At 70.8% G+C, this 19,217-nt stretch carries 19 protein-coding genes; 13 read left to right on the top strand and 6 right to left on the bottom strand.

Annotated elements, in window-relative coordinates:
• Window positions 1-412 precede the first annotated feature (412 nt).
• Window positions 413-616, bottom strand: coding sequence for a cold-shock protein (locus tag ACEZDE_RS32880; RefSeq protein WP_030258797.1), 204 nt, complete (start codon window positions 614-616; stop codon window positions 413-415).
• A gap of 661 nt (window positions 617-1,277) precedes the next feature.
• Here ACEZDE_RS32880 and ACEZDE_RS32875 point away from each other — a divergent pair.
• Window positions 1,278-1,481, top strand: coding sequence for a cold-shock protein (locus ACEZDE_RS32875; protein ID WP_370080745.1), 204 nt, complete (start codon window positions 1,278-1,280; stop codon window positions 1,479-1,481).
• 67 nt (window positions 1,482-1,548) lie between these two features.
• On the opposite strand, the gene ACEZDE_RS32870 is transcribed toward ACEZDE_RS32875, so the two are convergent.
• Complete coding sequence (locus ACEZDE_RS32870) at window positions 1,549-2,097, bottom strand: MarR family winged helix-turn-helix transcriptional regulator (RefSeq protein WP_380544536.1); 549 nt, start codon at window positions 2,095-2,097, stop codon at window positions 1,549-1,551.
• A gap of 103 nt (window positions 2,098-2,200) precedes the next feature.
• Between ACEZDE_RS32870 and ACEZDE_RS32865 the strand changes: the two genes are divergently transcribed.
• Window positions 2,201-2,854, top strand: a complete 654-nt coding sequence (locus tag ACEZDE_RS32865) for an FMN-dependent NADH-azoreductase (RefSeq protein WP_380544533.1) — start codon at window positions 2,201-2,203, stop codon at window positions 2,852-2,854.
• A 369-nt stretch (window positions 2,855-3,223) separates the two neighbouring features.
• Here ACEZDE_RS32865 and ACEZDE_RS32860 read toward each other — a convergent pair whose 3' ends face one another.
• Entirely contained in the window at window positions 3,224-3,532 is a 309-nt protein-coding gene (locus ACEZDE_RS32860; RefSeq protein ID WP_380544530.1) for an STAS domain-containing protein, read from the bottom strand.
• Window positions 3,533-3,682: 150 nt separating this feature from the next.
• A complete protein-coding gene (locus tag ACEZDE_RS32855) occupies window positions 3,683-4,378 on the bottom strand; it encodes an HdeD family acid-resistance protein (protein ID WP_380544527.1) in 696 nt (231 codons plus the stop codon).
• Window positions 4,379-4,802: 424 nt separating this feature from the next.
• Between ACEZDE_RS32855 and ACEZDE_RS32850 the strand changes: the two genes are divergently transcribed.
• Complete coding sequence (locus ACEZDE_RS32850; RefSeq protein ID WP_380544524.1) at window positions 4,803-5,063, top strand: hypothetical protein; 261 nt, start codon at window positions 4,803-4,805, stop codon at window positions 5,061-5,063.
• A gap of 49 nt (window positions 5,064-5,112) precedes the next feature.
• Window positions 5,113-5,292 carry a YegP family protein gene (locus ACEZDE_RS32845; protein ID WP_380544521.1) on the top strand — a complete coding sequence of 60 codons (180 nt, stop codon included), beginning with the start codon at window positions 5,113-5,115 and terminating at the stop codon, window positions 5,290-5,292.
• A gap of 147 nt (window positions 5,293-5,439) precedes the next feature.
• On the opposite strand, the gene ACEZDE_RS32840 is transcribed toward ACEZDE_RS32845, so the two are convergent.
• Together ACEZDE_RS32840 and ACEZDE_RS32835 are read right to left on the bottom strand one after the other, a co-directional pair.
• A complete protein-coding gene (locus tag ACEZDE_RS32840; protein ID WP_380544518.1) occupies window positions 5,440-6,090 on the bottom strand; it encodes an MBL fold metallo-hydrolase in 651 nt (216 codons plus the stop codon).
• A gap of 79 nt (window positions 6,091-6,169) precedes the next feature.
• Window positions 6,170-6,895: a maleylpyruvate isomerase family mycothiol-dependent enzyme gene (locus ACEZDE_RS32835; protein WP_380544515.1), complete on the bottom strand. Its 726-nt coding sequence runs from the start codon at window positions 6,893-6,895 to the stop codon at window positions 6,170-6,172.
• A gap of 311 nt (window positions 6,896-7,206) precedes the next feature.
• Here ACEZDE_RS32835 and uvrA point away from each other — a divergent pair, with 311 nt between their 5' ends.
• The 9 genes from uvrA to tpiA all read left to right on the top strand — a co-directional run bounded on the left by uvrA (window position 7,207) and on the right by tpiA (window position 19,130).
• Window positions 7,207-10,164, top strand: coding sequence for an excinuclease ABC subunit UvrA (gene uvrA, locus ACEZDE_RS32830; protein ID WP_380544512.1), 2,958 nt, complete (start codon window positions 7,207-7,209; stop codon window positions 10,162-10,164).
• A 114-nt stretch (window positions 10,165-10,278) separates the two neighbouring features.
• Window positions 10,279-10,728 carry a Rieske (2Fe-2S) protein gene (locus tag ACEZDE_RS32825; protein ID WP_380544509.1) on the top strand — a complete coding sequence of 150 codons (450 nt, stop codon included), beginning with the start codon at window positions 10,279-10,281 and terminating at the stop codon, window positions 10,726-10,728.
• Window positions 10,729-10,845: 117 nt separating this feature from the next.
• Window positions 10,846-12,873 carry an excinuclease ABC subunit UvrC gene (gene uvrC, locus ACEZDE_RS32820; protein ID WP_380544506.1) on the top strand — a complete coding sequence of 676 codons (2,028 nt, stop codon included), beginning with the start codon at window positions 10,846-10,848 and terminating at the stop codon, window positions 12,871-12,873.
• Window positions 12,874-12,920: 47 nt separating this feature from the next.
• Window positions 12,921-13,751, top strand: a complete 831-nt coding sequence (gene rapZ / locus ACEZDE_RS32815) for an RNase adapter RapZ (RefSeq protein WP_380544547.1) — start codon at window positions 12,921-12,923, stop codon at window positions 13,749-13,751.
• 42 nt (window positions 13,752-13,793) lie between these two features.
• Window positions 13,794-14,801, top strand: a complete 1,008-nt coding sequence (locus ACEZDE_RS32810; RefSeq protein ID WP_380544503.1) for a gluconeogenesis factor YvcK family protein — start codon at window positions 13,794-13,796, stop codon at window positions 14,799-14,801.
• A complete protein-coding gene (gene whiA, locus ACEZDE_RS32805; protein WP_380544500.1) occupies window positions 14,792-15,793 on the top strand; it encodes a DNA-binding protein WhiA in 1,002 nt (333 codons plus the stop codon). The genes ACEZDE_RS32810 and whiA overlap by 10 nt, the downstream gene beginning before the upstream one ends.
• A gap of 203 nt (window positions 15,794-15,996) precedes the next feature.
• Window positions 15,997-17,001: a type I glyceraldehyde-3-phosphate dehydrogenase gene (gene gap / locus ACEZDE_RS32800; protein ID WP_380544497.1), complete on the top strand. Its 1,005-nt coding sequence runs from the start codon at window positions 15,997-15,999 to the stop codon at window positions 16,999-17,001.
• 111 nt (window positions 17,002-17,112) lie between these two features.
• On the top strand, window positions 17,113-18,336 hold the full coding sequence (locus tag ACEZDE_RS32795) for a phosphoglycerate kinase (protein WP_380544495.1): 1,224 nt from the start codon (window positions 17,113-17,115) through the stop codon (window positions 18,334-18,336).
• Window positions 18,337-18,341: 5 nt separating this feature from the next.
• A complete protein-coding gene (gene tpiA, locus ACEZDE_RS32790; protein ID WP_380544492.1) occupies window positions 18,342-19,130 on the top strand; it encodes a triose-phosphate isomerase in 789 nt (262 codons plus the stop codon).
• Window positions 19,131-19,217 lie beyond the last annotated feature (87 nt).

Below are 19,217 nucleotides of genomic sequence, written 5' to 3'. Positions count from 1 at the left end.
CCGCCCCGGCTCCCGCGTCGTTGCTGCAGTGCGCCGCAGGCGCGAGACGGACCCGACACCGCAGCAACGGCGAAGGCCGACCCCACCCAACACAGCGCCGACCCCAACCCAGCGTCGACCCCAGCCAAGTCGGCTGGCCGACCCCTGGCCCCTCGCATAGCGTCGGAGGAACGAAGCGCGTGCGAGGGAAAGGGGCAGGTGATGGTGGTCCTGGAGATCCTGGGGTTCTCCCTGGGCGTGATGCTGATCTGTGCCGCGCTGCTGATGTTCCTCATCGGCGGCCCGAACTACCGCAAGGGCTAGCCGGCGCCCGCTGCCCCCCGCGACCGGACTGTCTTCCTGCCCTGCAGACAAAACAACGACGCCCCGTACCGGCGGACCGGTACGGGGCGTCGTCGACGCGCGGCGATCGTCAGATCGTGCGGATGTTCTCGGCCTGCGGGCCCTTCTGGCCCTGCGTGACGTCGAACTCGACCTTCTGGCCCTCGAGGAGCTCACGGAAGCCCTGCGCGTTGATGTTCGAGTAGTGAGCGAAGACGTCGGCGCCGCCGCCGTCCTGCTCGATGAAGCCGAAGCCCTTTTCGGCGTTGAACCACTTCACGGTGCCGGTAGCCATATTGATCTCCTTCTGTCAGGGGCTGGTTCCAGGAGCCGCACGGTGCGAACCCCTGTGTCGCCGGAATGATCACCCTGGTCACGAAGGGACCTGCAAAAGCACGAACGCCCGTGATCGCGATCACGGGCGGCCAAAACTTAGGGAACCACGCACTGCAACTGATCTAGAGAATACAGGGTGGGCCGGGGGTTCCGTCAACAGATCCCAAGATCCTCGTCACCCGGCCGCGGTCCGGCCTGTGGCGTGCCCGCGGCGTGCCCGCGGTTATCGCCTGTGGTCCGGCGGCCCGCCGCTCCGCCTGCGGTACGCCTGCGTACGCCGCCGCCCCTCCGCGACTTGCCCTTGCCGGTCTGCCCCCGGCGGGGTAGCCGGTCGGCTCTCCCGCCGGGCCGCGCCGGCTCTCCCGCCGGGCCGCGCCGGGCCGCTGGCCGGACATGTCGGCTGCAGAGCCGGCCTCCTTTTCGTGTCGCGTGGCCCCGATCGCGGCGATCGTGTACGGTTTTGCCCTGTAGTAGTCGTGGTTCTCGACGTTTGTACGCCCGTGATCCCGATCGCGGGCATTTTTTCTGTTTGCGATCTCCCTCATGGTCGGGCGTGCGGATCGGTGACTCGGACTCCGCACGGTGCGGTTCCTACACGACTACAGAGGAGAACGAGAGACATGGCCACCGGAACCGTCAAGTGGTTCAACGCTGAAAAGGGCTTCGGCTTCATCGAGCAGGACGGCGGCGGCGCCGACGTCTTCGCCCACTACTCCAACATCAACGCCTCTGGCTTCCGCGAGCTCCTTGAGGGCCAGAAGGTCGAGTTCGACGTCACGCAGGGCCAGAAGGGCCCGCAGGCCGAGAACATCCGCCCGCTCTAAGGCTTACCGCCTGATCAGCGTGTCGTGGTGAGTGCCCCCGTACCGGTTCGCCGGTACGGGGGCACTCTCATTTCTGCGTCCCTGGTTTCTGCGTGCCAGGCCGTTCCGTACCGAGCGCCGCTGTTGCCGCCACCACCGTGCACAGGTCCGTCGCCCCGCTCGCGTGCGCGATGTAGTGCGAGGCCAGCGCCTGCAGCATGCAGCGCAGCTGCCCCTGTTCCGCGGGGCTGAGCGGGGCCAGGACGGCGGCCTCGGCCTCGTTGATGGCCTGCTGGGCCGTGGCGAGCCGTTCGGCGCCGGCCGGGGTGGCCCGGATCAGCCGACTGCGGCGGTCGGCCGGGTCCGCGATCCGCTCGACCAGACCGGCCTTCGCCAGGTCGTCGACCAGGTAGACCATCACCGTGCGGTCCACGCCCAGCTGGCGTGCCAGTTCCGCCTGGTTGCGCGCGCTGCAGTGGGCCGCGCCGGAGAGCGCCTGGAAGCCGCGGTGCCCGTGCGGGATTCCGGCCAGGGCTCGTTCCATGGCCTCGCCGTAGGCACGGAAGCACTGTGCCAGCAGCCAGCCGAGGCTGTCCTCTAGGCCGGGCGGCAGGGGGGCGGACTCCGTGGTGGTCACAGGATCAGGGTAGCCGAGGCCACCTGCTTGACAAATAGTCTGCGCGACAGACAGTCTTTGTGACATACAAGCTGTTCCGCAACCTATTCAGGCGAGGCTCATCATGGCGCACCTCCTCCACATCGACTCTTCCGCGCTGGTCTCCGGCTCGGTCTCGAAGGAGATCTCGACCACCTTTCGTAAGTCCTGGGAGCAGGCGCACCCCGACGGCACGGTCACCTATCGCGACCTGGGTGTCGATCCGGTAGGGCCGCTGCTGGAGGCTGGCATCACCGCCGGGTTCACGCCGGAGGACGCCCGTACGCCGGAGCAGGTCGCGGCCTTGGCCGCCCGTGAGGCGCTGGTGCAGGAGGTCCTGGAGGCCGACGCTTTCCTGCTCAGCGTGCCGATGTACAACTGGGGCGTGCCGGCCACCTTCAAGGCGTGGCTGGACCAGGTCCTGGTGATGGGTCGCACCGCTGCCCCCGCAGGCACTCCGCCGCTGGCGGGCCGTCCCACGACCGTGGTGCTGAGCTACGGCGGCGGGTACGACGCGGGCACCCCCCGCGCGGGCTGGGACTTCGTCCAGCCGTACCTGGAGACCGTGTTGGGCAAGGCCATGGGGCTGGACCTCACCGTGATCAAGGCGCAGCTCACGCTCGCCGAGCGGAACCCGGCCATGGCCGAGCTGATCCCCGCCTCGCTGCAGCAGAAGGAGGCCGCGCACGCGGCTACCGGTGAGCATGCCCGTACGGTGGCGGCGGCGCTCGCGGTCTGACGCCCTGTCGGCCGCGTTTGCCGCAGTTGCCGCAGGCGCGACGAAGACACGACGCGGGCGCGACGAAGGCGCGACGCGGGTACGACGAAGGCCCCGCCGACGGGGGAGACGGCGGGGCCTTCGGTTTCAGCTTACAACCAAGCGAGGCGGGTCGGGAATGCCCTTCGGGTGTCGGGTCTTGGGTCTCGGGTGGGTGTCGGATGGCTCGTTCGCGGGTGCTCTCGACCAGGGGTCGTGGACATGCCATGCTGAACGGGCATCCACCCTGTGCGCGGTGGGTGCCCCGCGTGGTCCCCGCCGGCGAGGCATCCACCTGCCCGGGGAGCCCCCGGAAGGGCCCTGGCAGGGGCCGTGTCGACGCCGGGTGGTTCAGGACGGTGCGCAGAGCGGTCCGGCCAGGCCGGTCACGTCCAGGATCAGCTCCAGTCGTGGGGTGACCCGGACCAGGTAGAGCGGCACGCCGCACCCGGTGGCCTGCTTCTGGGCCGAGAGCAGCGCGCTGAGACCGCTGGAGTCGCAGAACGGGACCAGTGCGACGTCGATCTCGATGCGGTCGACCACCGGGTCGGCCAGGAGGTGCCGTACGGCCGGACCGAGCGTGGGCGCGGTGGTCAGGTCGAGGTCGCCTGCGAGCAGGATCTGTGCCGTGGACACACCGTCGAGGGCGACTGCGGTCACGGTTGAGTTGTCGCCCATTGGAGCCCCTGTCTCCCAAGTGCGCGGGGCATCAAGGTAGTTGAAGACAGGAGCATCTGCACACAACTTCTTCATGATTCTTCCCCACGGGTTTCAGTTGCCGTGGGGACCCGCAGTGGTCGCGGGCGCGGTTCAGGCCTGGCGAGAGGCGTGCGGACGGTTGAGCGAGCGCAGCTGCACCGCGTGAACCACACCCACCGCTCCGATCACCACCAGCCAGATCCCGGACACCACGGCGAGTACGGTCAGCGAGCCGAACGGGGAGACGATCAGCACGATGCCGGCCAGCGCGGTGATCACGCCCAGGAAGATCTGCCAGCCCCGGGCCGGCAGCTCGTCGTGGGCGAGTGCCATCGCGGTGAGCATCACGCCCTGCAGCAGCCAGCCGAAGCCGATCCACAGGGCCAGCAGCAGGGTCGACTCGGCGGCCCCGCGGAAGCAGATCAGCCCGAGCAGCACCGAGAGTGCGCCGCTGACGAAGCCGACGGCGCGCATCGAGCCGGGGACGTGCGAGCCGAAGGCGCCGGCGAGCTGGAACAGCCCGCTGATCAGCAGGTAGATCCCGAAGAGCACGCCGATGACGGCCAGGGTGGCGTGCGGCCAGACCAGGACGATGATGCCGACCACGATCGCGACCAGCCCGGCTGTCGCCAGGATCTGCCAGGCGGCGTTGGCCAGGGACTGGACGGCGTTCCCGTAGGCCCGCTCCGGCGAGGCGAGGCCGCCGCCGGGCAGGCTGCCGCCGGATGCGGACGGGGTCGAGCGCGGGTCGGGCCGGGTGTCGGGGCGAGGGTCGTGGTGCGGCTGGGGTGCGGAGGGGGCGCTCATCTCGACTGCCTCTCGGACGGCGGGGGACGTGCGGGGATCGCTGAGGATCGATCGCTCAGGATCATCGTCACCCCGCCGCTTCGGCTCCGCCCGCGCACGGCCCTTCGGCCGGGCGCTGGACCGGATCCTCGACCGGGCTCTCGGTCGGCCGGCTCACCCGTTCGCCCGGTGCGATTGCCGAATGTCACCGGCCGTCGCACGGTGGAGTCAGCGCCCTGGCGGGTGCGCAGCCGGGTGACCTCTTCCCCCCGGCGCCGGGAGCCCTCTGCGGTGCGCGAGCCGCGGGGGGCTCCCGCATCTCTCGGCGCCCCTCCGTGTTCCCTCTCCCGGCGCGGCGCGGCGCGGGCTTGGGCTTGCGCTCGGGCTCGGGCTCGGGCGGCCTCCGGCGGTAGCGCCGCGCGCGACATTGTCGCAGGCTGGAGAGATGAACGATGTCCTCGAACCCCTTGTCATCGTCCTCGGCCTGGAGCGCGGCCCGGACGGAACCGGGCGCCGTGTGCAGATCGGCAAGAACGTCATCGCCATCGCCGAATCCCGCGCCGACGTCGACCAGCTGCTGAGGATGGCGGGTCTGACCGAGTGGGTCGAGCTCGACCCGACGATCGTGGAGTGGCGCGGGGGCGGTCCGGAGGTGTGGCCGTCGACCGCCCCGGACGACATCATCGACGTGCCGCCATTCGAGTGACGACGTAGCGTGGGCATTCAGGATTTTCGCCCTGAATGAGGTGGTTCCGATGTCGGCGCACTTCGAGGTCTACCAGGACAAGGCGCATCTGTGGCGCTTCCGGCTCAAGGCCGGCAACGGGGAGATCGTCGCCACGGGTGAGTCGTACCCGACCAGGAGCGGCGCCGAGAAGGGCTGCGAGGCGGTGAAGCGCGCGGCGGCGGAGGCCGACATCAAGGAAGCCGCCTGAGCCTGGCGGCAGAGCCCGGTGGAGGCTGTGGTTTGTGCGGGCCGGGGCTGGCGCCGAGCCCGGTCAGGCGGCTGGGCCTGGGCGGACCCCGACCAGCCCCACCCCCGACCAGCCCCACCCCACCCCACCCCACCCCCGCCCCGCGCCCTACCAGCCCCTGGCGCGCCATTCGGCGAGGTGGGGGCGTTCGGCGCCGAGGGTGGAGTCGTTGCCGTGGCCCGGGTAGATCCAGGTCTCGTCGGCCAGGGCGTCGAACACCTTCGCTTCCAGGCCGTCCATCAGCGAGGTGAAGTCCGCCGCCCCGGTGGTCTTGCCGGGGCCACCGGGGAAGAGGCAGTCGCCGCTGAAGAGGTGCGGGTGGCCCTGCGGGTCGTCGTAGACCAGGACGATCGCGCCGGGCGTGTGTCCGACCAGGTGCCGGACGGTCAGCTCGACCTCGCCGACGCGCAGCGTGTCGCCGTCGTCCAGCAGCAGGTCCGAGCGGACGCCGATGCCCTCGGCGTCGTGCCGGCCGGCGGCGGTGCGGGCGCCGGTCGCGGCGGCGACCGCGGCGAGGGCCTGCCAGTGGTCGCCGTGGCGGTGGGTGGTGACCACCGTCGCCAGGCTGCCGCCGACGGTCTCCAGCAGGACCGGGGCGTCGGCGGCGGCGTCGATCAGCAGTTGCTCGTCGGTGGCCCGGCAGCGCAGCAGATAGGCGTTGTTGTCGAACGGTCCGACCGCGACCTTGGTGATCACCAGATGGGCCAACTCCCGTACGTCCGGCGTCCCGCCGACCTTCACCGCTCCGTGGTACGACATGTGGCCAGCCTATCCCGCAGGGCCCGGCCGGCGGCGCTCAGTCGGCAGACCCGGCAGGCAGGACCCCGGCCGGCGGAGCTCAGCTCATCGGCGGCAGCTGCGGGAGGTCGGCGACCGGGACACTGAGGCCGGAGCCGTCCGAGCGGCCGGAGAGCCAGGCGAGCAGGGCCCAGGCCGGAGCGCCCAGCTCCAGCGGCGGACGGGTCCCGCTGCCCAACTCGTAGCCGGCACCGGTGCCGGAGTCGCGCAGCAGCATCGGCGGCAGGTCGGCCGCGCCGCGGTAGCGCCCGGCCAGCGATGCCAGCTCACGGGCCACGAACGGCTCCGGCCACTGCGCCGGGGTGTAGTCGAGGCCGAGGTCGACGTGGTGGTACTCGACCTCGGCGATCCGCTTCAGCGGGACGTCCGAGGCTGGGAAGGGGCCGGTGCGGTGCGGGACCTCGACCGCCCAGGCGGCGTCCGGCATGGCCTCGGTCGCGGTGGTGAAGCGCAGTCCCGAGGCGCGCAGGTCGGCGAGCTGCTCGGCGAGGGTCCGCTTGGCGCCGTCCTGGATGCCGCGCTCGCGGGACTCCGGGCTCGGGTACATCGGGATCGGCTGCGAGGTGCGCGCGCCGCGCAGCAGGTTGCCGAGGCCGTCGGCGTTGCGGGAGATGTGGGTGAGCACATGGCCGCGGGTCCAGCCCGGCAGCGCCGAGGACTCGAGGACCTGCTCGGGACGCATCCGCTCGACGGTGCGCAGCAGCCGCTCGGCGGATCCGGCCGCGGCAGTGAGGGAGTCGGCGAGGGAATAGCCAGGGGCGGTCATCGTGCTGAGCCTCCTTGTACGGGCCGCGCGCGTGTCCCGCACGGCTTCTCGTCGTTTCACCCGGCAAGGGCGGTGTTGACGCTACCTTCGATTCATCCCTTCGGGTGAGGCATCTCGATTGCCTCAGAAATCGAACACGTGCTCCCATGTAGGGAGCAGCACGCGGACCGTCCGGGCCCAGAGCCTACGATGGGGCCCGACGGGCCTCCTCCGTCCCGTGCTGTCCCCGGACGCCGGGCGGCTCCGGATCGCCCCATCCAGGCCGCCCGGCTCACCCCCTCCGACCTCCGACTCCGGAAGGCGCAGATAGCGTGGCAGACCGCCTCATCGTCCGCGGTGCTCGCGAGCACAACCTCAAGAACGTCTCGCTCGACCTGCCCCGCGACTCCCTCATCGTCTTCACCGGCCTCTCCGGTTCGGGCAAGTCCTCGCTCGCCTTCGACACGATCTTCGCCGAGGGCCAGCGCCGCTACGTCGAGTCGCTGTCCTCCTACGCCCGGCAGTTCCTGGGCCAGATGGACAAGCCCGACGTCGACTTCATCGAGGGCCTCTCCCCGGCCGTCTCGATCGACCAGAAGTCCACCTCGCGCAACCCCCGCTCCACCGTCGGCACGATCACCGAGGTCTACGACTACCTCCGGCTGCTGTTCGCGCGGATCGGCCACCCGCACTGCCCCGAGTGCGGCCGCCCGATCGCCCGGCAGTCGCCGCAGCAGATCGTCGACAAGATCCTCGAACTCCCCGAGGGGACGCGGTTCCAGCTGCTCAGCCCACTGGTCAGGGCCCGCAAGGGCGAGTTCGTCGACCTCTTCGCCGACCTGCAGACCAAGGGCTACTCGCGGGCCAGGGTGGACGGCGCGACGATCCAGCTGACCGAGCCGCCGACGCTCAAGAAGCAGGAGAAGCACACCATCGAGGTGGTCATCGACCGCCTGACCGTGAAGAAGAGCGCCCAGCGGCGGCTGACCGACTCGGTGGAGACCGCCCTCAAGCTCTCCGGCGGCACCGTCGTGCTGGACTTCGTCGACCTGGCGGACGACGACCCCGAGCGTGAGCGGATGTACTCCGAGCACCTCTACTGCACCTTCGACGACATCTCCTACGAGGAGTTGGAGCCGCGCTCGTTCTCCTTCAACTCGCCGTTCGGCGCCTGCCCCGAGTGCACCGGCCTCGGCAGCCGGATGGAGGTCGACCCGGAGCTGATCGTCCCGGACGACCAGAAGACCCTGGACGAGGGCGCGATCCACCCCTGGTCGCTCGGCCACACCCGGGAGTACCACCAGCGCATGATCGGCGCGCTGGCCAAGGAGGTGGGCTTCCGCACCGACATCCCCTGGGCCGGGCTGCCGCAGCGCGCCAAGAAGGCGCTGCTGTACGGGCACAACTCCCAGGTGGAGGTGAAGTTCCGGAACCGCTTCGGGCGTGAGCGCTCCTATGTCACCGGCTTCGAGGGCGCGGTGCCCTTCGTGCAGCGCCGGCACTCCGAGTCGGAGACCGACAGCAGCCGGGAGCGCTTCGAGGGCTATATGCGCGAGATCGACTGCCCGGCCTGCCACGGCACCCGGCTGAAGCCGGTGGTGCTCGCGGTGACCATGGCGGGCAAGTCGATCGCCGACGTCTCCGGGATGTCGATCAGCGACTGCGCCGAGTTCCTGGGCGCGATGGAGCTGAGCGAGCGCGAGAAGACCATCGCCGAGCGGGTGCTCAAGGAGGTCAACGAGCGGCTACGGTTCCTGGTCGACGTCGGCCTCGACTACCTCTCGCTGAACCGCGCGGCCGGGACGCTCTCCGGCGGCGAGGCGCAGCGGATCAGGCTCGCCACCCAGATCGGCTCCGGCCTGGTCGGCGTGCTGTACGTGCTGGACGAGCCGTCCATCGGGCTGCACCAGCGGGACAACCACCGGCTGATCGAGACCCTGGTCAGGCTGCGCGACCTGGGCAACACGCTGATCGTGGTGGAGCACGACGAGGACACCATCCGCACCGCCGACTGGGTCGTGGACATCGGCCCCGGCGCGGGCGAGCACGGCGGCCATGTGGTGCACTCCGGCTCCCGCGAGGAACTGCTGGCCAACGAGCGCTCGCTGACCGGGGCGTACCTGTCCGGGCGGCGCAGCATCCCGACGCCGGACGTCCGCCGGCCGGTCGACCCCAAGCGGCAGATCACCGTGCACGGCGCGCGCGAGCACAACCTCCAGGACGTGGACGTGAGCTTCCCGCTGGGGACGCTGACCGCGATCACCGGGGTCTCCGGTTCGGGGAAGTCGACGCTGGTCAACGACATCCTCTACACGCACCTGGCCCGGGAGTTGAACGGCGCGCGGAGCGTCCCCGGGCGGCACACCCGAGTCACCGGCACCGATCTGGTGGACAAGGTGGTGCATGTCGACCAGTCGCCGATCGGCCGCACTCCGCGCTCCAACCCGGCCACCTACACCGGCGTGTTCGACCACGTCCGGCGGCTGTTCGCGGAAACCACCGAGGCGAAGGTGCGCGGCTACCTGCCGGGCCGCTTCTCCTTCAACGTCAAGGGCGGGCGCTGCGAGAACTGCGCCGGCGACGGCACCATCAAGATCGAGATGAACTTCCTGCCGGACGTCTACGTCCCCTGCGAGGTGTGCCACGGGGCCCGCTACAACCGGGAGACCCTGGACGTCCACTTCAAGGGCAAGTCCATCGCCGAGGTGCTGGACATGCCGATCGAGGAGGGCCTGGAGTTCTTCGAGGCGGTCCCGCCGATCGCCCGGCACCTGCGGACGCTGACCGAGGTCGGCCTCGGTTACGTCCGGCTGGGGCAGCCCGCGCCGACCCTGTCCGGCGGCGAGGCGCAGCGGGTGAAGCTCGCCTCCGAGCTGCAGAAGCGCTCCACCGGGCGCACCGTCTACGTCCTGGACGAGCCCACCACCGGGCTGCACTTCGAGGACATCAGCAAGCTGATCAAGGTGCTGACCGGGCTGGTGGACAAGGGCAACACGGTGATCGTGATCGAGCACAACCTGGACGTGATCAAGACCGCGGACTGGGTGGTCGACATGGGCCCCGAGGGCGGCAACGGCGGCGGCCTGGTGGTCGCCGAGGGCACCCCGGAGTACATCGCCACGGTGGGGGAGAGCCACACCGGCAAGTTCCTCCGCGACATCCTCGGCGACCGGGTCTTCGCCGAGGAGGAGGCGCAGGCCGGGTCGGGGAAGAAGCCGGCCGCGAAGAAGGCGGCGGCCAAGAGGACCGTCAAGAAGGCTGTGGGGAAGGCCGCGTCCCGCGCGAAGTAAGCACAGGCAGGCCGCATAGGGTGCACCCGGGACCGCAACCTGTCCCGGGTGCACCGCGTTGTGCGGGGTGTGCCGTTCCGCTGTTCGCCCCTGCTTCCGCACCCTGGAGAGCCCATGTCCCAGCCTGATTCCACCGCCGCCGACTGTGCGAGCTGCTGCGGGCCGTCCCGGCGCGGGGTGCTGCGCGGGGTCGCCGCGGCGGGGGTGGCCGGCGCGGCCGGCGTCGCACTGGCCGCCTGCTCCTCCGGCGGCGGCAAGCCCGCCGCCTCCGGCCCGACCGACATCGGCCCGACCAGCGGCGTCCCGGTCGGCGGCGGCACGATCTACAAGGACGACAAGATCGTGGTGACCCAGCCGACCGCGGGGCAGTTCAAGGCGTTCAGCGCGGTCTGCACGCACGCCGGCTGCCTGGTGGACGCGGTGAAGGACGGCACCATCCAGTGCCCCTGCCACGGAAGCCAGTTCAAGATCTCGGACGGCGCGGTCGCACAGGGCCCGGCCGCCTCCCCGCTGCCCGCCAGGACCGTCACCGTGCAGAACGGCAAGCTGGTGGTCACCGTCTGAGCCGAGCTGTGCGGTGGTGGCCGCGGGGTGTCGGGGGCGGGGACTAGGGTCTGAAGTGTCTCGGCCGATCCGATCGCAGGGGAGTACTCGCATGCCGTGTGCTGGAGCGCGCTGCTGATGGCTGATCCGTCCACCTACCGGCCGGCTCCGGGGCAGATTCCGGTCTCGCCCGGTGTCTACAAGTTCCGGGACGCCGCCTCCCGGGTGATCTACGTCGGCAAGGCCAAGAGCCTGCGGCCGCGGCTGTCGTCGTACTTCCAGGATCTGGCCAACCTGCATCCGCGGACCCGGCAGATGGTCACCACCGCCGCGTCGGTGGAGTGGACCGTGGTCGGCACCGAGGTCGAGGCGCTGCAGCTGGAGTACAGCTGGATCAAGGAGTTCGACCCGCGCTTCAACGTCAAGTACCGGGACGACAAGAGCTATCCCTCGCTCGCGGTGACGCTGAACGAGGAGTTCCCCCGGGTGCAGGTGATGCGCGGCCCGAAGAAGCGCGGGGTGCGCTACTTCGGGCCGTACGGGCACGCCTGGGCGATCCGGGAGACGGTCGACCTGATGCTCCGGGTGTTCCCGGTGCGGACCTGCTCGGCCGGGGTGTTCAAGCGGGCCGAACAGGTCGGCCGGCCCTGCCTGCTGGGCTACATCGGCAAGTGCTCGGCGCCCTGCGTCGGCCGGGTCACCCCGCAGCAGCACCGCGAACTCGCGGAGGAGTTCTGCGACTTCATGGCCGGCCGGACCGGCGCCTACCTGCGCCGGCTGGAACAGGAGATGAAGGAGGCCGCCGCCGAGATGGAGTACGAGCGGGCCGGGCGGCTCCGCGACGACATCGAGGCGCTGAAGCGCGCGATGGAGAAGAACGCGGTGGTCCTGTCCGACGGCACCGACGCTGACCTGCTCGCCATCGCCGAGGACGAGTTGGAGGCCGCGGTGCAGATCTTCCACGTCCGCGGCGGCCGGGTCCGCGGCCAGCGCGGCTGGGTCACCGACAAGGTCGAGAACGTGGACACGGCCGGCCTGGTCGAGCACGCCCTGCTCCAGCTCTACGGCGAGGAGACCGGCGAGGCGGTCCCGCGCGAGGTGCTGGTGCCGGCCCTGCCGGACCCGGTGGAGCCGGTCGCGGTGTGGCTCGGCGAGCGCCGCGGCAGCGCGGTGGACCTGCGGGTCCCGCAGCGCGGCGACAAGCGCGAGCTGATGGTCACCGTGGAGCGCAACGCGGCCCAGGCGCTGGCGCTGCACAAGACCAAGCGCGCCTCCGACCTCACCACCCGCAGCGTCGCGCTGCAGGAGATCGCCGACGCGCTCGGCCTCGACGCCGCTCCACTGCGGATCGAGTGCTACGACATCTCGCACCTGCAGGGTCAGGACGTGGTGGCGTCGATGGTGGTGTTCGAGGACGGGCTGGTCCGCAAGAGCGAGTACCGCCGCTTCGCGATCAAGGGCTTCGAGGGCCAGGACGACGTCCGCTCGATGCACGAGGTGATCACCCGCCGCTTCAGGCACACCGAGAAGGCCGCCGACCGGGACGAGGAGACCGGGAAGCCGCGCCGCTTCGCCTACCCGCCGCAGCTGATCGTGGTGGACGGCGGCGAGCCGCAGGTGGCCGCGGCGCAGCGGGCGCTGATGGAGCTGGGCGTGCACGACGTCGCCCTGTGCGGCCTGGCCAAGCGGCTGGAGGAGGTCTGGCTGCCCGGCGAGGACGACCCGGTGGTGCTGCCGCGCAGCTCCGAGGGCCTCTACCTGTTGCAGCGGGTCCGTGACGAGGCGCACCGCTTCGCCATCACCTACCAGCGGCAGAAGCGCGCCAAGCGGCTCACCGCGGGCGCCCTGGACACCGTGCCCGGACTCGGCGAGAGCCGGCGGCAGGCACTGCTGAAGCACTTCGGCTCGCTGAAGCGGCTGAAAGCGGCGACGGTGGAGGAGATCTGCGAGGTCCCCGGCGTCGGACGGCGTACGGCGGAGGCCGTCGTCGCAGCGTTGGCCTCCCGTACACCTGCCGCTCCCGTGGTGAACACCGCGACGGGTGAGATCGTGGAGGAGAGTGGGGAGAGTAGCGGCTCCGTCACTCGTCCGAGTGATTCAGGGAAGCCGCAGGCAGCGACCGGCGTTGTCAGTAGCGAGAGACACGACCAAGGGGAGAGCACGTGAGTGAGTCCGGCGGTGAGACCGTACCCGAGCTGGTGATCATCTCCGGGATGTCCGGAGCCGGCCGCAGTACGGCCGCGAAGTGCCTGGAGGACCTGGGCTGGTACGTGGTCGACAACCTGCCGCCGTCGCTGATACCGACCATGGTCGACCTCGGCGCCCGCTCGCAGGGCGCGGTGGCGCGGATAGGCGCCGTCGTGGACGTCCGCGGACGCAGCTTCTTCGACGACCTGCTGGCCTCGCTGGAGGACCTGGAGAAGCGCGGCGTGCGACTGCGCGTCGTCTACCTGGAGGCCTCGGACGACGCCCTGGTGCGCCGGTTCGAGAGCGTCCGCCGCCCGCACCCGCTGCAGGGCGACGGCCGGATCGTGGACGGCATCGCCCAGGAGCGCACTCTGCTGCGCGACCTGCGCGGCGAGGCCGACCTGGTGATCGACACCTCCGGCCTGAACGTGCACGAGCTGCGGGCCAAGCTGGACGCGCAGTTCTCCGACGACACCGAGCCGCAGCTGCGGGCCACGGTGATGTCCTTCGGCTTCAAGTACGGCCTGCCGGTGGACGCCGACCTGGTGGTGGACTGCCGGTTCCTGCCCAACCCGCACTGGGTGCCGGAGCTGCGCGCCCGTACCGGGACCGACGACGAGGTGGCCCGCTACGTCTTCGACCAGCCGGGCGCCAAGGAGTTCCTGGACCAGTACGCCGAGATCCTGCGCATCGTCACCGACGGCTACCGCCGCGAGGGCAAGCGGTACCTGACGCTTGCCGTAGGCTGCACCGGAGGCAAGCACCGCAGCGTTGCGATGTCCGAGCGCCTGGCCAAGCGTCTGACGGCCGACGGACTCGAAACGGTGCTGGTGCACCGGGACATGGGGCGCGAGTAGCACACAGGCGGGTTGCCGCGCAGGGCAGCAAAAGGGGCACGGGTGGCGTCGCACATCGTTGCCGGACGACAGGGCCGAGGCCGTCACGGCGCTCCGCGGATCACCGCTCTCGGCGGTGGGCAGGGGCTGGCCGCGTCGCTGCGCGCGCTGCGCAGACTCACCGGCGAGCTGACCGCGGTGGTCACCGTCGCCGACGACGGCGGCTCCAGTGGTCGGCTGCGGGCCGAGCTGGGCGTGCTGCCCCCGGGCGACCTGCGCAAGGCGCTGGCCGCGCTGTGCGGCGACGACGAGTGGGGCAGGACCTGGTCCGAGGTGATCCAGCACCGCTTCCAGAGCGACGGGGACCTGCACGGCCACGCCGTCGGCAACCTGCTGATCGTGGCGCTCTGGGAGAAGCTCGGCGACCCGGTGGAGGCCCTGGCCTACGTCGGGAAGCTGCTCGGCGCGCACGGCCGGGTGCTGCCGATGTCGGCGGTGCCGCTGGACATCGAGGCGGTGGTGCGCGGCATCGACCCGGCCCACCCGGACCGGCTGGACACCGTGCGCGGCCAGGCCGAGGTGGCGGTCACCCCGGGCGAGGTGCAGTCGGTGCGGCTGCTTCCGCAGGACCCGCCCGCGGTGCCGGAGGCGGTGGCCGCCGTGCGCGAGGCGGACTGGGTGGTGCTCGGCCCCGGCTCCTGGTTCACCAGCGTGCTGCCGCACCTGATGGTCCCGGAGCTGCGCGCCGCGCTGGTGCAGACCCGCTCCCGCAAGGTGCTGGCGCTCAACCTGGTGGCGCAGCCGGGGGAGACCGAGGGCTTCTCCCCGCAGCGCCACCTGGAGGTGCTCGGGGCGCACGCCCCCGAGCTGACGGTCGACTTCGTCCTCGCGGACGAGGCGGCCGTGGCCGACCCGGAGGCGCTGCGCAGCGCGGCCAAGCGGTTGGGCGCCGAACTCGTGCTCGACAGCGTCGCGGTCGGCTCGGCGCCGGGGCGACACGACCCGGAGCTTCTGGCCGCAGCGTACGACCGGATCTTCAGAATGCATGGAAGGATCGCGCCATGGCGATGACGGCAGCGGTGAAGGACGAGATCAGCCGGCTACCCGTCACCCGGGCATGCTGCCGCAAGGCGGAGGTGTCGGCGATCCTGCGGTTCGCGGGCGGTCTGCACATTGTGAGCGGACGCATCGTGATCGAGGCGGAGCTGGACACCGGAGTCGCGGCGAGGCGACTGCGCAAGGACCTCCTGGAGATCTTCGGACACTCCTCGGAGCTTGTGGTGATGGCCCCCGGCGGTCTGCGACGCGGAAGCCGGTACGTGGTGCGCGTGGTGAAGGACGGCGACCTGCTGGCCCGGCAGACGGGCCTGGTGGACGGGCGCGGACGGCCGATCCGGGGGCTTCCCCCGGCGGTGGTCTCCGGGGCGACCTGCGACGCCGAGGCGGCCTGGCGCGGGGCCTTCCTGGCGCACGGCTCGCTCACCGAGCCCGGCAGGTCCTCCTCGCTGGAGATCACCTGCCCCGGCTCGGAGGCGGCGCTGGCCCTGGTCGGCGCGGCCCGGCGGCTCGGCATCCCGGCGAAGGCCCGCGAGGTGCGCGGGGTGGACCGGGTGGTGATCCGCGACGGCGACGCCATCGGGGCGCTGCTGACCCGGCTCGGCGCGCACGAGTCGGTGCTGGCCTGGGAGGAGCGGCGGATGCGCCGCGAGGTCCGGGCGACCGCCAACCGGCTGGCCAACTTCGACGACGCCAACCTGCGCCGCTCGGCGCGGGCCGCGGTCGCGGCCGGGGCGCGGGTGCAGCGGGCGCTGGAGATCCTCGGCGAGGAGGTCCCGGAGCACCTGGCCGCGGCCGGGCGGCTGCGGATGGAGCACAAGCAGGCCTCGCTGGAGGAGCTGGGCTCGCTGGCCGACCCGCCGCTGACCAAGGACGCGGTGGCCGGGCGGATCCGGCGGCTGCTGGCGATGGCCGACAAGCGGGCCTCGGAGCTGGGGCTGCCCAGCACCGAGCACAACCTGTCGGAGTCGGACTCCTATGCGTCCGAGGAGATGGCAGTCCACTGAAATACCGGCGAAATTCCGGTGAAACCCAGCCGAATGCCGTCCGCGGACCCCTGGTCCAGGGCGGCTTTCGCTGGTTATGGGCCCGTACGGGCGGGCTGATGTGCCCTCGGCCACTGCCGCGGGGTAGGGTTTTAAGCGGTCGGGGACATCCCATTCCAGCTCGTCGGCGTACAGCGCCGGCGTACCAGCGAGGAGATCGGTTCGTGACGATCCGGGTAGGCATCAACGGGTTCGGCCGCATTGGCCGTAACTTCTTCCGCGCGGTCATCTCCCAGGGCGCGGACATCGAGATCGTGGGTGTCAACGACCTCACCGACACCAAGACTCTGGCGCACCTGCTCAAGTACGACTCGACCCTGGGCACCTTCCAGGCCGAGGTGACCCACACCGACGACAGCATCACCGTCGACGGCAAGACCTTCAAGGTCACCGCCGAGCGCGACCCCGCCGCCCTCGGCTGGGCCGCCCTGGGCGCCGACGTCGTGATCGAGTCCACCGGCTTCTTCACCAAGGCCGAGCAGGCCAAGAAGCACATCACGGCCGGCGCCAAGAAGGTCCTGATCTCGGCCCCCGCCTCCGACGAGGACATCACCATCGTCATGGGCGTGAACGACGACAAGCTCGACGTCGCGAAGCACAGCATCATCTCCAACGCCTCCTGCACCACCAACTGCGTGGCGCCGATGGCGAAGGTGCTGCACGAGTCGTTCGGCATCGTCAAGGGCATGATGACGACGATCCACGCGTACACCAACGACCAGGTCACCCTGGACTTCCCGCACAAGGACCTGCGTCGCGCCCGCGCCGCGGCCCTGAGCATCATCCCGACCTCCACCGGTGCCGCCAAGGCCACCGCGCTGGTGCTGCCGGAGCTCAAGGGCAAGCTGGACGGCACCTCGCTGCGCGTCCCGGTCCCGACCGGCTCGATCACCGACCTGGTGGTGGACCTGGAGCGCGAGGTCACCAAGGACGAGGTCAACGCCGCGTTCCAGAAGGCCTCGCAGGGCAGCCTGAAGGGCTACCTGTACTACAACGAGGACGAGATCGTCTCCCGCGACATCGTCAACTCGCCGTACTCCTGCATCTTCGACGCGCCGCTGACCATGGTCCAGGGCAACCAGGTGAAGATCTTCGGCTGGTACGACAACGAGTGGGGCTACTCCAACCGCCTGGTCAACCTGACCACCCTGGTCGGTGGCCAGCTCTGACGAGCGGCTTCGCAGTAGGCACGACGTGAGCCAGGGTCCGGACAACCGACGTCCGGGCCCTGCTTTCGGTGTTCCCCCGTCCGTCGCCACCTCCACAGGAGACTCCTGACCGTGCAGACCATCGACGACCTCGACGTCGCCGGCAAGCGGGTATTCGTCCGCGCCGACCTCAATGTGCCGCTGTCCGGCACCGACATCACCGACGACGGCCGGATCCGCGCCGTCGCGCCCACGATCGCCAAGCTGGCCGCGGCCGGCGCCAAGGTGATCGTCGCCTCCCACCTCGGCCGTCCCAAGGGCGCGCCGGAACCGCAGTACAGCCTGGCCCCGGTCGCCGTGCGGCTCGGTGCCATCCTTCAAGAGGACTACAGCCTGGGCCAGGAGGTGGCCTTCGCCACCGACACCGTCGGCGACAGCGCCGCCGCGACCGTGGCTGCGCTGGGGGACGGCCAGGTCGCGCTGCTGGAGAACCTGCGCTTCAACGCCGGCGAGACCAGCAAGGACGACGCCGAGCGCGGCGCCTTCGCGGACCGGCTGGCCGCCCTGGCCGACCTCTACGTCGGCGACGGCTTCGGCGCGGTGCACCGCAAGCACGCCTCGGTGTTCGACCTCCCGGCCCGGCTGCCGCACGCGGTTGGCCTGCTGATCGCGACCGAGGTCGGCGTGCTGAAGCGGCTCACCGAGCAGGTCGAGCGCCCCTACGTGGTGGTGCTCGGCGGCTCCAAGGTCTCCGACAAGCTCGGCGTGATCGACAACCTGCTGGGCAAGGCCGACCGGATCCTCATCGGCGGCGGCATGGCCTTCACCTTCCTCAAGGCGCAGGGCCACGACGTCGGCGCCAGCCTGCTGCAGGAGGACCAGATCCCGGTCGTGCTGGAGTACCTGGAGCGGGCCGAGAAGAACGGCGTGGAGTTCGTGCTGCCGGTCGACGTCGCGGTCTCCGGGTCGTTCCCCGACCTGAAGACCAAGGCGAGGGTCGAGGACTTCGAGGTCGTCCCCGCCGACGCGATGCCGGCCGGGAAGCTCGGCCTGGACCTCGGCCCGGCCACCGGCGAGCTGTTCGCCGCCAAGCTGGCCGACGCGCGGACGGTGTTCTGGAACGGCCCGATGGGCGTGTTCGAGCACCCCGACTTCGCCGCGGGCACCCGCGCTGTCGCCGAGGCGCTGGCCGAGGGCGACGCCTTCTCGGTGGTCGGCGGCGGCGACTCGGCCGCGGCCGTACGCATCCTGGGCTTCGACGAGAAGAAGTTCGGACACATCTCGACGGGTGGCGGCGCCAGCCTCGAATACCTGGAGGGCAAGACCCTCCCCGGCCTGGCCGCACTGGAGAACTGAGCGACATGACTGCTGCACGCACCCCGCTGATGGCGGGCAACTGGAAGATGAACCTCAACCACCTGGAGGCCATCGCCCACACCCAGAAGCTGTTCTTCGCGCTGACCGACAAGGACTACGCGTCGGTCGAGGTCGCCGTCCTGCCGCCGTTCACCGACCTGCGCTCGGTGCAGACCCTGGTCGACGGCGACAAGATGAAGATCAAGTACGGCGCCCAGGACATCTCGGCGCAGGACTCCGGCGCCTACACCGGCGAGATCTCCGGCCCGATGCTCTCCAAGCTGAAGTGCGCCTATGTCGCCATCGGCCACTCGGAGCGGCGCCAGTACCACGGCGAGAACGAGGAGATCGTCAACGCCAAGGTCAAGGCCGCGTTCCGGAACGGCATCGTGCCGATCCTCTGCGTCGGCGAGGGCCTGGACATCCGCAAGGCGGGCGACCAGGTCGGCTACACCCTGGCCCAGCTGGACGGCGCCCTGGACGGCGTCCCGGCCGAGCAGGCCGAGCAGATCGTGGTGGCTTACGAGCCGGTCTGGGCCATCGGCACCGGCGAGGTGGCCACCCCGGAGGACGCCCAGGAGGTCTGCGGCGCGATCCGGGCCCGGCTGGCCGAGCTGTACGACCAGGAGCTGGCCGACAAGGTCCGGGTCCTCTACGGCGGTTCGGTGAAGTCGTCGAACGCGGCCGGGATCATGGCCAAGCCGGACGTGGACGGCGCCCTGATCGGCGGCGCGGCCCTCGACGCCGAGGAGTTCGTGAGGATCGTGCGCTACCGGGACCAGGCGGTAGGCTGATCGCGGTCTAGAGTGGGCGGGGCCGGCACCCGGACGTTGTCCGCAGTCCGGCCCTGCCGCATACTGTGCCCGACACTGGTTTCGAGA

The sequence above is a fragment of the Streptacidiphilus cavernicola genome (assembly GCF_042510955.1).
In the GTDB taxonomy this organism is placed as follows: domain Bacteria; phylum Actinomycetota; class Actinomycetes; order Streptomycetales; family Streptomycetaceae; genus Streptacidiphilus; species Streptacidiphilus cavernicola.
This window is presented reverse-complemented; position numbering and strand designations above follow the sequence as displayed.

Coding starts and splice junctions, on each gene's coding strand:
- ACEZDE_RS32875 (WP_370080745.1), top strand. CDS start 1,278: ATGGCCACCGGAACCGTCAAGTGGTTCAACGCTGAAAAGGGCTTCGGC.
- ACEZDE_RS32880 (WP_030258797.1), bottom strand. CDS start 616: ATGGCTACCGGCACCGTGAAGTGGTTCAACGCCGAAAAGGGCTTCGGC.
- ACEZDE_RS32835 (WP_380544515.1), bottom strand. CDS start 6,895: ATGACCGCCCCTGGCTATTCCCTCGCCGACTCCCTCACTGCCGCGGCC.
- rapZ (WP_380544547.1), top strand. CDS start 12,921: ATGTCCGGAGCCGGCCGCAGTACGGCCGCGAAGTGCCTGGAGGACCTG.
- ACEZDE_RS32855 (WP_380544527.1), bottom strand. CDS start 4,378: ATGAGCGCCCCCTCCGCACCCCAGCCGCACCACGACCCTCGCCCCGAC.
- ACEZDE_RS32850 (WP_380544524.1), top strand. CDS start 4,803: ATGAACGATGTCCTCGAACCCCTTGTCATCGTCCTCGGCCTGGAGCGC.
- uvrC (WP_380544506.1), top strand. CDS start 10,846: ATGGCTGATCCGTCCACCTACCGGCCGGCTCCGGGGCAGATTCCGGTC.
- tpiA (WP_380544492.1), top strand. CDS start 18,342: ATGACTGCTGCACGCACCCCGCTGATGGCGGGCAACTGGAAGATGAAC.
- ACEZDE_RS32845 (WP_380544521.1), top strand. CDS start 5,113: ATGTCGGCGCACTTCGAGGTCTACCAGGACAAGGCGCATCTGTGGCGC.
- ACEZDE_RS32865 (WP_380544533.1), top strand. CDS start 2,201: ATGGCGCACCTCCTCCACATCGACTCTTCCGCGCTGGTCTCCGGCTCG.
- whiA (WP_380544500.1), top strand. CDS start 14,792: ATGGCGATGACGGCAGCGGTGAAGGACGAGATCAGCCGGCTACCCGTC.
- ACEZDE_RS32840 (WP_380544518.1), bottom strand. CDS start 6,090: ATGTCGTACCACGGAGCGGTGAAGGTCGGCGGGACGCCGGACGTACGG.
- ACEZDE_RS32825 (WP_380544509.1), top strand. CDS start 10,279: ATGTCCCAGCCTGATTCCACCGCCGCCGACTGTGCGAGCTGCTGCGGG.